The sequence below is a fragment of the Variovorax sp. GW821-FHT10D07 genome (assembly GCF_059415325.1).
Map to the genome: position 1 here is coordinate 274,697 of NZ_JBWKMZ010000014.1, position 13,868 is coordinate 288,564.

The following is a 13,868-nucleotide window of genomic DNA, read 5'->3' on the forward strand; positions in this document are numbered from 1 at the left end:
GGTTCGATCAGACCGGCAGGTCGCCGGCGGCCTTGCCGAGCCACTTCTTCGACAGGGCGTCGAGCGTGCCGTCCTTCTTGGCCGTCGCGATGATCTCGTTGACCCTGGTCTTGAGCGCGGTCTCGCCCTTGGCGATGCCGACGAAGCAGGGGCTGTCTTTCAGCAGCAGCTTGAACTCGGCGCTGACCTTCGGGTTCTTGGCGAGCATGTCGCCGGCGACGGCCGCGCTGGTCGCGAGGGTCTGGGTCTGGCCCGCGACGAAGGCCGCGATGGTCGCGTTGTTGTCCTCGAAGCGGCGGTAGTCGACGTTCGGCGGCGCCACCTTGTTGAGCTCCTGGTCCTCCATCGCGCCGCGCGTCACGGCCACGGTCTTGCCGGCCATGTCGGCGAAGCTGGCGAGCTTCATGCTCTTGGCGGCGTACACGGCCTGGAAGAAGGGCGCATAGGCCGACGAGAAGTCGATCACCTTCTCGCGCTCCGCGTTCTTGCCGAGCGTGGAGATCACGAGGTCGGCCTTCCTGGTCTGCAGGTAGGGGATGCGGTTGGCGCTGGTCACGGGCACCAGCTCGACCTTCACGCCGAGCTTGGCGGCGATGAGCTCGGCCATCTCCACGTCGAGGCCCTGCGGCTTCATGTTCTTGTCGACCGAGCCGTAGGGCGGATAGTCGGTGGGCACGGCGATCTTGATGGTCTTCGCCTTGAGCACGTTGTCGAGCGCGTTCTGGGCGTAGGCACCGCCGGCCGAGGCCAGCAGGGCGATGGAGGCGAGCGCGAGAGCGACGCGGCGTTTGGATGCGAGGAAGGTCATAGCAGGGCTCCTAGGTAAGTCGAAGAGTCGGGATCGGGGGCCGCGCCGGGCTTGCGGCGCTTGCTCCGGGGGGAAGGCGTGGTGGCCGTGTTCTGGAGCGGCGCCAGCGCATCGCGCAGCTGGGCCAGCGGATCGGCGGGCGCCTGCACGCGCAGGGCCGACTGCACCGTGCCGATGTGCTCGGCCATCAGGGCCTCGGCGGCGGCATGGTCGCCGCGCTCGAGCGCCGCGACGATCTGCACGTGGTCCTCGCAGGACTGCACCGCGTCGTGCGTGGATTGGTAGAGCATGGCGATCAGCGTGGTGCGCGCCGTGTAGTCGCGCAGGGTGTCGGCCAGCAGCGTGTTGCCCAGGCATTCGGCCAGGCAGACGTGGAAGTCGCCGAGCAGGAAGCTGCGGTTGCCGACGTCGCTTTCCTTGAGCGCGGCCTTCTCGCGCTGGAGGTGCGTCTTCAGTTGGCGCAGCGCGCTCTTCTGGAGCTTGCCGGCGCTGCCCGCGCTTCGGATCAGGCCGAGCTCGATCACGCGCCGCGCCTCGAAGGCCTCGCGCGCCTCGTCCTGCGAGGGCTCGATCACGAACCAGCCGCGCCGCGCGCTCACGGTGACAATGCCGCGCGCCGCCAGCCGCGTGAGCGCCTCGCGCACGATGGTGCGGCTGCAATCGAACAGCATCGCGAGCTGCTGCTCGCCCAGGCGCGAACCCGGCGCGAGCTTCTGCGCCATCACCGCCTCGACGATGCGCGCACTGATTTCGGAAGCGGAGGTAGACATTCGCCTGCATACCAGCAGCTTCCGTGCCAACTGGTATGCAAGATGTGTGCACCGAAATGGGCCGGGCGGAGTGCGCCGGTGGTGCGGGTGCCTCGGGCTCGCACGGGTGTGTCGGAGCTGGCTTCGTTTACAGGGGGGACGGGCTCACGCCGATGGGGTACTCCCCTCCGCGAATGTCCCCCGCCTTCGGCTCCTCCTTTATTTCGCTGCGGGGAGTACCCCATCAGCGTGAGCCTGGACGCAATCGTTGTTGAGCCGCCCGCACCACCGCTGCGCCCACGTGCACAGGGCAGCGGGTGCTTCCCGCAGCGAAATCAAGGAGGAGGCCGAAGGCCGGGGGACATTCGCGGAGGGAAGTACCCGCTGTCCTGTGCACGCGCCCCCGGCGTATCTCAGGCCTCCCGGCTCAATCCATCCGCGCGCCCGAAGCCTTCACCGCCTCGCGCCAGCGCGGCGTCTCGGTCGCCAGGAAGCGCGCGAACTCCTCGCTGCCCAGGAAGGCCGGGTCGGCACCCTGGCTCACCATGCGCTCGCGCACCTCGGCGCTGGTCAGCACCTGCTTGAAGGCCTCGCTGAGCTTGGCCACCACCTCCTTGGGTGTGTCCTTGGGCGCGAAGAAGCCGTAGAAGCCCACCACCTCGAAACCCTTCACGCCCGATTCGGCCACGGTCGGGATGTCGGGCAGCGCGGGATTGCGCTCGCGGCTGGTCACGGCCAGCGCGCGCACCTTGCCCTGCTTGTGGTAGTTGGCGGCCTGCGGGATCGATTCGGCCATGAACTGCACCTGCCCGCCCATCAGGTCGGTGAAGGCCGGCGCGCTGCCGCGGTAGGGGATGTGGACCATGAAGATGCCGGTCGCGGTCTTGAACATCTCGGGCACCAGGTGGCTGATGCCGCCGTTGCCGGCCGAGCCGTAGTTGACCTGGCCCGGCCGCGCCTTCGCGTAGTCGATGAACTGCCTGAGGTTCTGCACCGGCAGCTTGGGCGTGACCAGCAGCGCCAGCGGCTGCATCGCGGTGCGCGCGATCGGCACGAAGTCGCGCTGCGTGTCGTAGGGCAGCTTGCTGTAGAGCGCACCGTTGATCACGGCCACGCCGGTGTTCGCGAGCATCAGCGTGTAGCCGTCGGCCGGGCTCTTGGCGACCGCGTCGGCGCCTACCGAGCCGCCCGCGCCGGGCTTGTAGTCCACGATCAGCGGCTGGCCCAGCGCCGCCTGCAGCTTGTCGGTCAGCAGGCGCGCATGCTGGTCGAGCGGGCCGCCGGCCGGGAAGCCGATCACGACCTTGATCGGCTTGTCGGGAAAGGCGGCCGTGGCGGCCGTGCCCACGGCCAGCGATAGGACCGCGAGCGCGGTCCGCAGGGTGTTGTTGCTCATGATCCGTCTCCTCGTTCTTGGTGAGGAGACGATCATAGGCAAGGCCCTCAGCCGGCCAGCGTCGCCTTCAGCGTGATCTCGGGCACGCTCGCGAGCGCCTTCGACAGCGGGCAGCCGGCCTTGGCGGCCGCGGCGATCTGCTGGAACTTCGCCTCGTCGAGGTTGGGTACGGCGGCGTCGAGCTCGAGCGCGATGCGGTCGATCTTGAAGCCCTCGCCGTCCTTGGCCAGGCGCACGGCCGCGCGGGTGTCGATCTTCGTGGCGGCCAGGCCTTCCTTCTCGAGCGCGAAAGCGAAGGCCATCGTGAAGCAGGCCGCGTGCGCGGCGCCGACGATCTCCTCGGGGTTGGTGCCGCGCCGGTCGTCCTCGAAACGGCTGGCGAAGCCATAGGGGTAGTCCTTGAGCGCGCCGGTCTCGGTGCTGACCTGGCCCTTGCCGGTCTTGCCGGCGCCTTCCCAGTGAACGCTCGCGTGCTTTTCTGCTGCCATGGAGATGCTCCTTCGGTGGTCGGTGGATGGGTGAACGGGATGCGGAGCCCCGGGTATCGCCGAAACGGGGCGCCGCGTCTGTAGTCGCCGGCGCTGTCGCCCCGGCCTTTTCGGTGGGCCGCGATCGGACGACGTAGAAAAAAGGGCGTCGCCAAGGTGACGCTCCGGGGGCTTCCCCGATGGGAGCCGCGCCGCGCTCGGCTTAGGCTGGCGTGCGGTTCGCGCGCCCGGCATTCCGGCCGGACGCGCCCCGCCCGGATTCCCCAATTCCCCCTTCCGCCCGCCTGCCATGACCCTGGAACAACGCCCGCATTACAAGTTCTGGCCCAAACGCCTGCCGCATTCGATCACCGTGCCCGCGGTGTCGCTCTGGCACAACCTCAAGACCGCCGCCGAGCGCTACCCCGACAACAACGCCCTGGTGTTCTTCGGCCGCGTCACCAGCTACCGCGAGCTGGCGAGCCAGGTCGAGCGCCTGGCCGGCACCTTGCATGCGCTGGGCGTGAAGCGCGGCGACCGCGTGCTGCTCGACATGCAGAACTGCCCGCAGCTGGTGATCGCGCATTTCGCGATCCTGCGCGCCAATGCCGTGGTGGTGCCGGTCAACCCGATGAACCGGGCCGAGGAGCTCAAGCACTACATCACCGACGCCGATGCCAAGGTGGCGATCACCACCGGCGACCTGGCCGGCGAACTGGCCAAGGCCAGCGACGCGCTGCCCGAGGGCGAACGCCTGTCGAGGATGATCGTGACCCAGTTCACCGACGCCTTCGATCCCGGCGTGACCGGCGACGACGCGCCCGCGCCCGCCTGGGTCGACTGGCTCGGCACCCGCCATCCGCTGCCCGCGCTGGCCGGCGGTGAGGTCATGGCCTGGACCGAGGCGCTCGAGACCAGCCACCCGGTGCCCGAGCACGTGGTGGGCGCCAACGACATGGCGCTGCTGCCCTACACCAGCGGCACCACCGGCCTGCCCAAGGGCTGCATCCACCACCATTCGAGCCTGATGCACAACGCCCTGTCGGGCGTCCTGTGGGGCTGCGCCCATTCCGAGGTGGTGGTGCTGGCCGTGGTGCCGATGTTCCACATCACCGGCGTGGTCAGCATGATGCACACCGCGATCCTCGCGGCCGCCACGCTGGTCATCATGCCGCGCTGGGACCGCGACGTGGCCGGGCGCCTGATCTCGCGCTGGAAGGTCTCGAGCTGGACCAACATCCCGACCATGGTGATCGACCTGATGGCGAGCCCGCACTTCGCGAGCTACGACCTCTCGAGCCTCAGCTACATCGGCGGCGGCGGCGCGGCCATGCCGCAGGCGGTGGCGCAGCGGCTGCAGGACCAGTTCGGCCTCAAGTACCAGGAAGGCTACGGCCTCACCGAGACGGCCGCGCCCTCGCACTCGAACCCGGCCGAGCATCCCAAGCAGCAGTGCCTGGGCATCCCGTTCATGAGCACCGACGCGCGCGTGGTCGACCCCGACACGCTGAAGGAACTGCCGCCGGGCGAATCGGGCGAAATCATCATCCATGGCCCCGAGGTGTTCCAGGGCTACTGGAAGCGGCCCGAGGCCACGGCCGCGGCCTTCGTCGAGTTCGAGGGCAAGCGCTTCTTCCGCTCGGGCGACATGGGCCGCATGGACGAGGAGGGCTACTTCTTCATCACCGACCGCTTGAAGCGCATGATCAACGCCAGCGGCTTCAAGGTCTGGCCGGCCGAGGTCGAGCTGCTGATGTTCCGCCACCCGGCGATCCAGGAAGCCTGCGTGATCTCGACCAAGGACGCCTACCGCGGCGAATCGGTCAAGGCCGTGGTGGTGCTGCGCGCCACCCACAAGGACACGACCGCGCAGCAGATCATCGACTGGTGCCGCGAGAACATGGCGGTCTACAAGATCCCGCGCCAGGTGCAGTTCGTCGACGCGCTGCCCAAGAGCGGCAGCGGCAAGGTCATGTGGCGCCTGTTGCAGGAAGCCGAGAACGCCTGATCCGCCGAGTCAGCGCGCTGGGCGCGCCGCCCGGTGCCGCAACCCCAGCCGGACCTGCGCCGCGGCCAGCAGCACCGCGCTGCGCAGCGGATGCACCACGGGCACGACAAGGCCCTGGGCGGCCAGGGTCCGCGCGAGCGCATCGCTCACGCCCAGGAAGCCGGTGCAGCCCAGCACGATCGCGTCGGCGCCGTCGTCGCGCACGGCCCGCGCCGCCGCCTCGGTCAGGCGCGCGAGCAGCCGTTCGGGATCGGCGTCGAGCTCGCGCACCGCGGTGTCGACCACGCGCAGCGGCGCCAGCCGCGGGCCCAGCGCGGTGCGCTCGGCGAGCGCATCGATCATCGGGCGCACGCTCTCGAGCACCGTGACGATCGCGAGCCGCCGGCCGAGTGTCGCCGCCAAGTGCAGGCTGGCCTCGCCCGGGCCGATGACGGGGATCGCCACGCGCTCGCGCGCGGCCGCCACGCCGGGATCGGCGAAACAGTCGACCACCACCGCATCGAGGCCCTGCGCCTCGGCCTCCTCGATGCGCGCGAGCACGCCGGGCAGGCAGCGGTGCTCGTCGGCCGGGCTCTCGATCGCGCGCGGGCCGTCGGCGATGTTGACCTGCGACAGCTGCAGCGCGCCGCCCTCGGCGAGATCCTCGATCTCGCGCAGCTTCGCGGGCACCGGGGCGACATGGGGCGTGACGACGCGGATGCGGATCGGCATGGCGCGGCTCCTCAGCGCAGCGTGTAGCCGCCGTCGGCGAACAGCGTGGTGCCGCTCATGAAGCCGTTGCCCATGAGGAACACCACCGCGTCGGCCACTTCCTCGACGGTGCCGACCCGGCCCAGCGTGCTGATCGCGGCGAAGCCCGCATAGGCGGCCTCGCGCGCGGCGGCCGGGCGCCCGCGCCACAGCGGGCTGTCGATGGTGCCGGGCGACACGGTGTTGACGCGCCGCGGCGCCAGGTCGATCGCGAGCGCGCGCCCCAGGCCCTCGATCGCGCTGTTGCAGGCCGCGTAGCTGGCGACGCCCGGCAGCGGCCGCGCGCCCGCGCCGCCCGACATCAGCACCACCGAAGCGCTGGGCGACAGCTTGGCGAGCGCATGGTGCACGGCCCAGTACTGGGGCCAGAACTTCTGGCGGAACGGGCTCTCGACCTGGGCCACGTCCTCGCTGCCGAAGGGCGCGACGCTGTAGCTCGCGCCGGGCGTGAACAGGTGGTCGATGGTGGGCAGCGGCGCGAAGAAGCGCGCGAGCGAATCGGCGTCGGACGAATCGACCGTGGCGCCGGTGACCGCGGGACCGAGCTGCTCGAGCGCGGCCGCCAGCCGCTGCGGCGAGCGACCGCCCACATGGACCTGGCCGCCCTGCTGGACGACGCGCTGCGCCACCGCGAGACCGATGCCGGAGGTGCCGCCGACGATGGCGACGCGTTGCTGGGAGAAGGTGTTGCTCATGATTGGATTTTTAACGAGTTCCATATTTCGGAACTCAAATCAAAATAATTGAACTCGATCATAGAAGGCCGCGCCGCCCTGTCAAGCGCGCGGCACGGTGCCGCGCGCCGCTGGAAAAAATGTGTGTCCCCACCGCGCCCGACGCGCGAATCCCTTAGCCTCGATGCGTCCTCGTCCGTTGTCGATCCGTCCGTCTTCTTCATGCACCTGCGCGCGTTCCTTCCCATCCTTCTTGCCTTCCCCCTGCTGGCCCATGCGGCCGCTTCCCGCAGCTGTCTCGTCGTCGGCGTCAGCGACGGCGACACGCTGACCGCGCGCTGCGGCCGCAGCGGTGCCTACGAACAGGTCAAGGTGCGCATCGCCGCCATCGACGCGCCCGAGAAGGCGCAGCCCTATGGCCAGCGCAGCCGCCAGGCGCTGAGCCGGCTCTGCTATGCCGAGAAGGCGCTGATCACCGCGCGCGACACCGACCGCTACGGCCGCACCGTGGCCGACGTGTCGTGCAACGGCGAGGACGCGGGCCGGCGCATGGTGTCGGAGGGCTGGGCCTGGGTCTACGACTACCACGGCATCGCGAGCAAGCGCGGCGGCGACCTGTTCCGGCTGCAGGACGGCGCCCGCGCCCAGCGCGCCGGGCTGTGGGCGGATACCAAGCCCACGCCCCCTTGGGAATGGCGCCGGCAGCGACGCGAATCTCACTGGAGTGACAACTTCTTCTCGTCCTTCTGAGTGCCTTGAGGCCGGGCACGGCCCATGTCACGCGAGATTCATGCGGCGCGAAGAGCATTCGGGGTTCTTGCAACCCACGCACCGAAGAGAACAACGACATGGCCAAGAATTTCGACCGGATGGAGGACTCCAACCTTTCCGCCAACCCCACGATCCACGAGGTGTCCGATCCGGCGCGGCGCGTGCTCGTGCGTGGCGGCCTCGCCGCCGCGGTGGCGGGGCTGTTCGGCCCGCTCGCGGCCGGCTCGCTCGCGGGTTGCGCATCGACCGCCGGCAGCGGCGGTGGCGCGGTCGCCGGCCTGGGCCGCGCGATCGGCTTCAAGGGCATCGCGATGGCCGCGGTCGACCAGGTGGTGGTGCCCGAGGGCTACAGCGCGCAGGTGCTCTACCGCTGGGGCGATCCGACCGGCGTGGCCGGCAGCATGCCCGCCTTCAGGACCGACGGCTCCAACTCGGCCGACGACCAGGCGCTGCAGGCCGGCATGCACCACGACGGCATGGCCTTCTTCCCGATCGAGGGCTCGAACCGCGGCCTGCTGGTGCTGAACCACGAGTACGTCGACGACGGCCTGCTGCACGTCGACGGCATGAAAACCTGGACGCCCGAGAAGGTGCGCAAGTCGATGAACGCGCACGGCGTGTCGGTGATCGAGCTGCAGCGCGACGGCGCCAAGTGGTCGCAGGTGCTGCCCTCGCGCTTCGCGCGCCGCGTCACCGCGCTCACGCCGATGACACTGAGCGGCCCGGCCGCCGGCCATCCGATGCTGCGCACGGCCGCCGATCCGAGCGGCACGCAGGTGCTGGGCACCTACAACAACTGCTCGAACGGCCAGACGCCCTGGGGCACCTACCTGACCTGCGAGGAGAACTTCGCCGACTACTTCGAGGGCCCCGAGTCGCCCGACGCGCACCAGAAGCGCTGGGGCATCCGCAAGGGCAACGGCGCCAAGTACCGCTGGCACGAGCACGAGCCGCGCTTCGACGTGACGAAGAACCCGAACGAACCCAACCGCTACGGCTGGGTGGTGGAGATCGATCCGCAGGACCCGGCCTCCACGCCGCGCAAGCGCACCGCGATGGGCCGCGCCGCGCACGAGGGCGCGGCCACCGCGCTGACCGCCGACGGCCGGGCCGTGGTCTACATGGGCGAGGACTCGCGCTTCGAGTACATCTACAAGTTCGTGAGCCGCGACGCGGTGAAGCCCGGCGGCGCGGCCGCCAACCGCGAGCTGCTCGACCACGGCACGCTCTACGTGGCGCGCTTCGACGTCGACGGCAGCGGCGAATGGCTGCCGCTCGTGCAGGGCCAGAACGGACTCGTGGCCGACAAGGGCTTCGCGAGCCAGGGCGACGTGCTGATCAAGTCGCGCCAGGCCAGCGACCTGCTGGGCGCGACCAAGATGGACCGCCCGGAGTGGACCACCGTCGATCCGCTGACCAAGGAGGTCTACTGCACGCTGACCAACAACAGCAACCGCGGCGGTGCCGGCCAGCCGTTCATGGACGCGGCCAATCCGCGCTCCAACAACACCATGGGCCAGATCATCCGCTGGAAGGAGCAGGGCGACCTCGACGGCACCAAGTTCGCGTGGAACCACCTGGTGCTCGCGGGCGACCCGAAGCAGTCGCGCTGGGAAGCGCAGGGCAACGTCAAGGGCGACGCCTTCGGCAGCCCCGACGGCCTGATGGTCGATGCGCGCGGCGTGCTGTGGATCCAGACCGACGTCTCGACCTCCACGCTCGGCAAGGGCGACTACACCAACCTGCCGAACAACCAGATGCTGGCCTGCGATCCGACGCAAGGCGAGATCCGCCGCTTCCTGCTCGGCCCGGCCGGCTGCGAGATCACCGGCCTCACGGCCACGCCGGACCTGCGCACGCTGTTCATCAACATCCAGCACCCGGGCGAGCCGGCCAACGAGCGCAGCGATCCCGATCGTCCGCTCGCGGTGTCGAAATGGCCCGACGGCGCGGGCCGCCCGCGTTCGGCGACGGTGGCGATCACGAAGAACGACGGCGGCGTGGTCGGGACCTGAGCGCTGGTCCCCGGGAGCGAGCGGCGGCGCTCAGCAGGCGCCGCCGTACCAGCAGCGCAGTTCGGGCATGACCAGCCCGAGCACGAAGCTGATGCCGCAGACGATCAGCATCAGCAGCGCACACATGCGCAGGCCTTCCTCGCTCCAGCGCGGCGCGAAGATGCTCACGAGGAAGCCCGAGGCGAAGGTGCCTTCGAGCCAGTGCGCGCCGCCCCAGCGCAGGATCCAGAGCCAGAACAGCGCGGTGAGGGCGTGCAGCGCGATCCAGGGCAGCAGCGACATGGCGGACCTCCTGCGGCGGCGCGGCTCAGGACTCGCTGCGGCCGTTCACGTCGGCCACCACGCGCGCATTGCGCTGGAAGCTCCAGTAGGCGCCGGCCCAGTCCATCATCACCACGATGCGGTTGCGGAAGCCGATCAGGAAGTACGCGTGCGCGAACAGCCAGAACAGCCACGCGAGCCGGCCGCTGAAGCGCAGCGGGCCGAAGGGCGTGCCGAGGTCGACCACGGCGGAATTGCGGCCGATGGTCGCGAGGTTGCCGTAGTCGCGGTAGCGGAAGGGCTGCGTGGGCTGGCCCGCGATGCGGCGCAGGATGTTGGCGGCCGCGGCGCGCCCGGCCTGCTTGGCGCCGGGCGACACGCCGGGCACCGGCCGCGGCTCCTTGCCGGGCGCATGGCTCATGGCGGCCGCGAGGTCGCCGACCACGCTGATCTCGGGATGGCCCGCGAGGCTCAGGTCGGGCTCGACCTTGATGCGGCCCGCGCGGTCGCATTCGACGCCGGTGGCGCTGCCGAGCATGCGCCCGAGCGGCGAGGCCGCCACGCCCGCGGCCCACACCACGCAGCTGCTGTCGATGCGGTAGCTCTGCGCGGGCGCGCCGTCGGCGCCGCCGCCGGTCTGCACCTCGAGGCCGGTGGCGTCGATCGCGGTCACGCGCGCATTGAGCCGCACCTCGACGCCGAGCTTCTCGAGTTGCTCGAGCGCCTTCTGGCTCAGGCCCTCGGGCATCGCCTGCAGCACGCGCGGCCCGCCCTCGACCAGCAGCACCTGCGCGCTCGCCGGGTCGATGTGGCGGAACTCGCCCGCGAGCGTGTGCTTGGCGATCTCGGCCAGCGTGCCCGCCATCTCCACACCCGTGGGGCCGGCGCCGATCACCACGAAGGTCAGCAGCGCGCGGCGGCGCTGCGCGTCGGTCGTGAGCTCGGCGGTCTCGAAGGACAGCAGCACGCGGCGGCGGATCTCGAAGGCATCGGCCAGGGTCTTGAGGCCCGGCGCATTGGCCGACCATTCGTCGCGCCCGAAATAGCTGTGGGTGGCGCCGGCCGCGACGATCAGGTGGTCGTAGGGCACCGGGTTGCCGTCGGCCATGCGCACCGTGCGCGCGGCCGGATCGATGGCCGAGACCTCGCCGAGCAGGGTCGTGATGTTGGCCTGGCCGCGGAACAGCCCGCGCACCGGTGCCGCGATCGACGGCGCCGCCAGCCCGGCGGTCGCCACCTGGTAGAGCAGCGGCTGGAACAGGTGGTGGTTGGTGCGGTCGATCACCGTCACGTCGACGTCGGCGCCTTGCAGCTTGCGAGCCGCTTCGAGCCCGCCGAAACCGCAGCCGACGATGACGACGCGGGGGCGGCCTGGGGAGTTGGTCGTTTGCATCGAACGGATGATACGCAGCGCCCTGCACGCGAAGCCATCTTGTGCCAAAGTGGCCGACCCGCCGTCGGATGGCGCGAGGAGGGACAGCCTGCGCCAGGGGGCGGGTCCTTGTCCTACGCGCCGCCGTCGGAAGCATCGGCTACAAACTTCGTTGACCCGCGACTGGAGAACCCATGACGCTTTCCCGGCCGATCACGCCGGCAGCCGGCACCGTGCGAGAGCAGTTCCGCTCCGTGCGCGCCGCCAGCCTCGCGCTTGCCGCACCGCTTTCCGCCGAAGACCAGTGCATCCAGTCGATGCCCGACGCGAGCCCGACCAAATGGCATCTCGCGCACACCACCTGGTTCTTCGAGACCGTGTTGCTGCAGCCGCATGCGAGTGGCTACCAGCCCTTCGACACGCGTTTCCATTACCTCTTCAATTCCTACTACGAGGCCCTGGGCCCGCGCCATCCGCGGCCGCAGCGCGGCCTGCTCACGCGGCCCTCGCTCGACGAGGTGCAGGCTTACCGTCGCCATGTCGATGCGGCCGTGCTGGCCTTCCTCGACAGCGACGAGGCCGAGGCCGCCTGGGCCACGCTCGAGCCCATCGTCACGCTGGGCCTGAACCACGAGCAGCAGCACCAGGAGCTGTTGCTCACCGACATCCTTCATGCGCTGTCGTGCAACCCGCTGCTGCCCGCCTACAAGCCCGCCGGCGGCCCCGCGCTGCGGCTGGCCGCGGTGCCGCCCGCCATGCGCTGGCTGCCGCACGAGGGCGGCCTGGTCGAGATCGGCCATGACGGCGCGGGCTTCTCGTTCGACAACGAGACCCCGCGCCATCGCGCGCTGCTGCAGCCGCATGCGATCGCCGACCGGCTCGTGAGCTGTGGCGACTATGCGCAGTTCATCGCCGATGGCGGCTACCAGCGGCCCGAGCTGTGGTTGTCCGACGGCTGGGCCGCGGTGCAGTCGCAGGGCTGGCGCCATCCGGCCTACTGGCTCGCGCCCGACGATCCGCGCCTGGGTGCCTCGTCGGCCAATGCCGGCGGCTGGCATGTGTTCGGCCTGCACGGCGTGCGGCCGATCGAGCCCGAGGCGCCGGTATCGCAACTGAGTTTCTACGAGGCCGCCGCGTATGCCGAGTGGGCCGGCGCGCGGCTACCGACCGAGTTCGAGTGGGAGGCCGCGTTCGGCAACCCGGGCATCTCGCAGATGACCGGCCACGTGTGGCAATGGACGCGTTCCTCGTACGACCCGTATCCGGGCTTCAAGCCTCTGCCTGGCGTCGCGGCCGAATACAACGGCAAGTTCATGGTGGGCCAGCTCGTGCTGCGCGGCGGCAGCGTGGCCACGCCCGAGGGCCATGCGCGCCCCAGTTATCGCAACTTCTTCCCGCCGGCCGCGCGCTGGCAATTCACCGGCCTGCGGCTCGCGAAGGATCTCTGACCATGCGCCCATTCGCTCCCATTCCCGCGGCAGCTTCGACTGCTTCCGCTTCTTCCTCGTCTTCTTCGTTGCCGTTCTCGGCGAAGAAGCGTCCCGCCGTCGTTGCGCCCGCCACGACCGCGCCGCTGTCCGAGTTCGCGCGCGAGATGCAGGCGGGGCTGGCGCGCACGCCGCGCAGCATCTCGCCGAAATTCTTCTATGACGTCGTGGGCTCGCAGCTGTTCGATCAGATCTGCGATCTGCCCGAGTACTACCCGACGCGCACCGAGTTGCGCATCCTCGGCGAGTGCGCGGGAGAGATCGCGAAGCAGATCGGGCCGAATGCGGAGATCGTGGAGTTCGGAGCGGGGTCGTTGACCAAGATCCGCTTGCTGCTCGATGCGCTCGAGTCGCCGAAGCGTTATCTGCCGATCGATATCTCGGGCGAGTATCTCGAAGGGGCTGCTGCGCGCTTGCGTGCGGACTATCCGGAGTTGGCCGTGCAGCCGATTGCCGCTGACTACACGATGCCGCTGGTGTTGCCCGCGCCCATGCCTGGGGCCGGGCGGCGGGTGGGGTTCTTTCCGGGGTCTACGCTGGGGAACTTCGAGCCTGACGAGGCGCTGGCCTTCTTGCAGTTGGCGGCTCGGATGTTGCGTGGTGGGGGGATGCTGATCGGGGTGGATCTGGTGAAGGATCCGGCGCGGCTGCATGCGGCCTACAACGATGCGCAAGGGGTGACGGCGGCGTTCAATCTCAATCTGTTGCGGCGTGCCAATTCGGAGCTGGATGCGGACTTCGATCTCGATGGGTTCACGCATGCGGCTTTCTTCAATGCGCCTTTGCGGCGGATCGAGATGCATCTGGTGAGTCGGCGGGCTCAGAGCGTTTCATTGAATGGCGAGTCGTTTGGGTTCGAGGAAGGGGAGACCATTCATACGGAGTACTCGCACAAGTTCACTGTGGATGGGTTTCGTGCTTTGGCTGTGAAGGCGGGGTTTCGGCCGGGGGCGGTTTGGGTGGATTCGGAGAGGTTGTTTAGCGTGCATTGGTTGGGGGCTTGACGGTCCTTTTCGAAGGTCTTGTTCTTGCAGAGGCAGGAGCCGGGAATTCCGCCCGGCGGCGGACCTACTTTCTTTTGCTTCGCCAAAAGAAAGTAGGCAAAGAAAA

The 13,868-nt window shown here is 69.6% G+C and carries 13 protein-coding genes; 5 read left to right on the plus strand and 8 right to left on the minus strand.

All coding sequences use genetic code 11. The features are described 5' to 3' along the window. Positions 1-7: 7 nt before the first annotated feature. The 4 genes from AC07PU_RS33205 to AC07PU_RS33220 all read right to left on the minus strand — a co-directional run bounded on the left by AC07PU_RS33205 (position 8) and on the right by AC07PU_RS33220 (position 3,441). The gene (locus tag AC07PU_RS33205) at positions 8-808 is read right to left on the minus strand and encodes a transporter substrate-binding domain-containing protein (protein ID WP_495322519.1); all 801 of its coding nucleotides are present in this window, start codon (positions 806-808) and stop codon (positions 8-10) included. Next, positions 805-1,578 carry a GntR family transcriptional regulator gene (locus tag AC07PU_RS33210; protein ID WP_495322520.1) on the minus strand — a complete coding sequence of 258 codons (774 nt, stop codon included), beginning with the start codon at positions 1,576-1,578 and terminating at the stop codon, positions 805-807. The genes AC07PU_RS33205 and AC07PU_RS33210 overlap by 4 nt, the downstream gene beginning before the upstream one ends. A 406-nt stretch (positions 1,579-1,984) precedes the next feature. Further along, the gene (locus AC07PU_RS33215; protein ID WP_296776342.1) at positions 1,985-2,953 is read right to left on the minus strand and encodes a Bug family tripartite tricarboxylate transporter substrate binding protein; all 969 of its coding nucleotides are present in this window, start codon (positions 2,951-2,953) and stop codon (positions 1,985-1,987) included. A 47-nt stretch (positions 2,954-3,000) separates the two neighbouring features. Next, the gene (locus AC07PU_RS33220; protein WP_057596490.1) at positions 3,001-3,441 is read right to left on the minus strand and encodes an OsmC family protein; all 441 of its coding nucleotides are present in this window, start codon (positions 3,439-3,441) and stop codon (positions 3,001-3,003) included. 289 nt (positions 3,442-3,730) lie between these two features. On the opposite strand from AC07PU_RS33220, the gene AC07PU_RS33225 reads away from it, so the two are divergent. Beyond that, a complete protein-coding gene (locus AC07PU_RS33225) occupies positions 3,731-5,428 on the plus strand; it encodes a long-chain fatty acid--CoA ligase (RefSeq protein WP_495322521.1) in 1,698 nt (565 codons plus the stop codon). A 9-nt stretch (positions 5,429-5,437) separates the two neighbouring features. On the opposite strand, the gene AC07PU_RS33230 is transcribed toward AC07PU_RS33225, so the two are convergent. Together AC07PU_RS33230 and AC07PU_RS33235 are read right to left on the minus strand one after the other, a co-directional pair. Continuing rightward, positions 5,438-6,139, minus strand: coding sequence for an aspartate/glutamate racemase family protein (locus AC07PU_RS33230; protein ID WP_495322522.1), 702 nt, complete (start codon positions 6,137-6,139; stop codon positions 5,438-5,440). Positions 6,140-6,150: 11 nt separating this feature from the next. Continuing rightward, positions 6,151-6,873, minus strand: a complete 723-nt coding sequence (locus AC07PU_RS33235; RefSeq protein ID WP_495322523.1) for an SDR family oxidoreductase — start codon at positions 6,871-6,873, stop codon at positions 6,151-6,153. Between the two features lie 201 nt (positions 6,874-7,074). Here AC07PU_RS33235 and AC07PU_RS33240 point away from each other — a divergent pair, with 201 nt between their 5' ends. Next, positions 7,075-7,602, plus strand: a complete 528-nt coding sequence (locus AC07PU_RS33240; RefSeq protein WP_208511984.1) for a thermonuclease family protein — start codon at positions 7,075-7,077, stop codon at positions 7,600-7,602. A 98-nt stretch (positions 7,603-7,700) separates the two neighbouring features. Continuing rightward, positions 7,701-9,638: a PhoX family protein gene (locus AC07PU_RS33245; RefSeq protein WP_296776338.1), complete on the plus strand. Its 1,938-nt coding sequence runs from the start codon at positions 7,701-7,703 to the stop codon at positions 9,636-9,638. A 30-nt stretch (positions 9,639-9,668) separates the two neighbouring features. Here the strand turns inward: AC07PU_RS33245 and AC07PU_RS33250 are convergent, their stop codons facing one another. Both AC07PU_RS33250 and AC07PU_RS33255 read right to left on the minus strand, forming a co-directional pair. Further along, positions 9,669-9,920, minus strand: a complete 252-nt coding sequence (locus tag AC07PU_RS33250) for a hypothetical protein (RefSeq protein ID WP_296776335.1) — start codon at positions 9,918-9,920, stop codon at positions 9,669-9,671. A 25-nt stretch (positions 9,921-9,945) separates the two neighbouring features. Then, complete coding sequence (locus tag AC07PU_RS33255; RefSeq protein WP_495322524.1) at positions 9,946-11,292, minus strand: NAD(P)/FAD-dependent oxidoreductase; 1,347 nt, start codon at positions 11,290-11,292, stop codon at positions 9,946-9,948. Between the two features lie 173 nt (positions 11,293-11,465). On the opposite strand from AC07PU_RS33255, the gene egtB reads away from it, so the two are divergent. Both egtB and egtD read left to right on the plus strand, forming a co-directional pair. Next, complete coding sequence (egtB, locus tag AC07PU_RS33260; protein ID WP_495322525.1) at positions 11,466-12,719, plus strand: ergothioneine biosynthesis protein EgtB; 1,254 nt, start codon at positions 11,466-11,468, stop codon at positions 12,717-12,719. Positions 12,720-12,865: 146 nt separating this feature from the next. Further along, positions 12,866-13,762, plus strand: coding sequence for an L-histidine N(alpha)-methyltransferase (egtD, locus tag AC07PU_RS33265; RefSeq protein ID WP_256222371.1), 897 nt, complete (start codon positions 12,866-12,868; stop codon positions 13,760-13,762). Positions 13,763-13,868 lie beyond the last annotated feature (106 nt).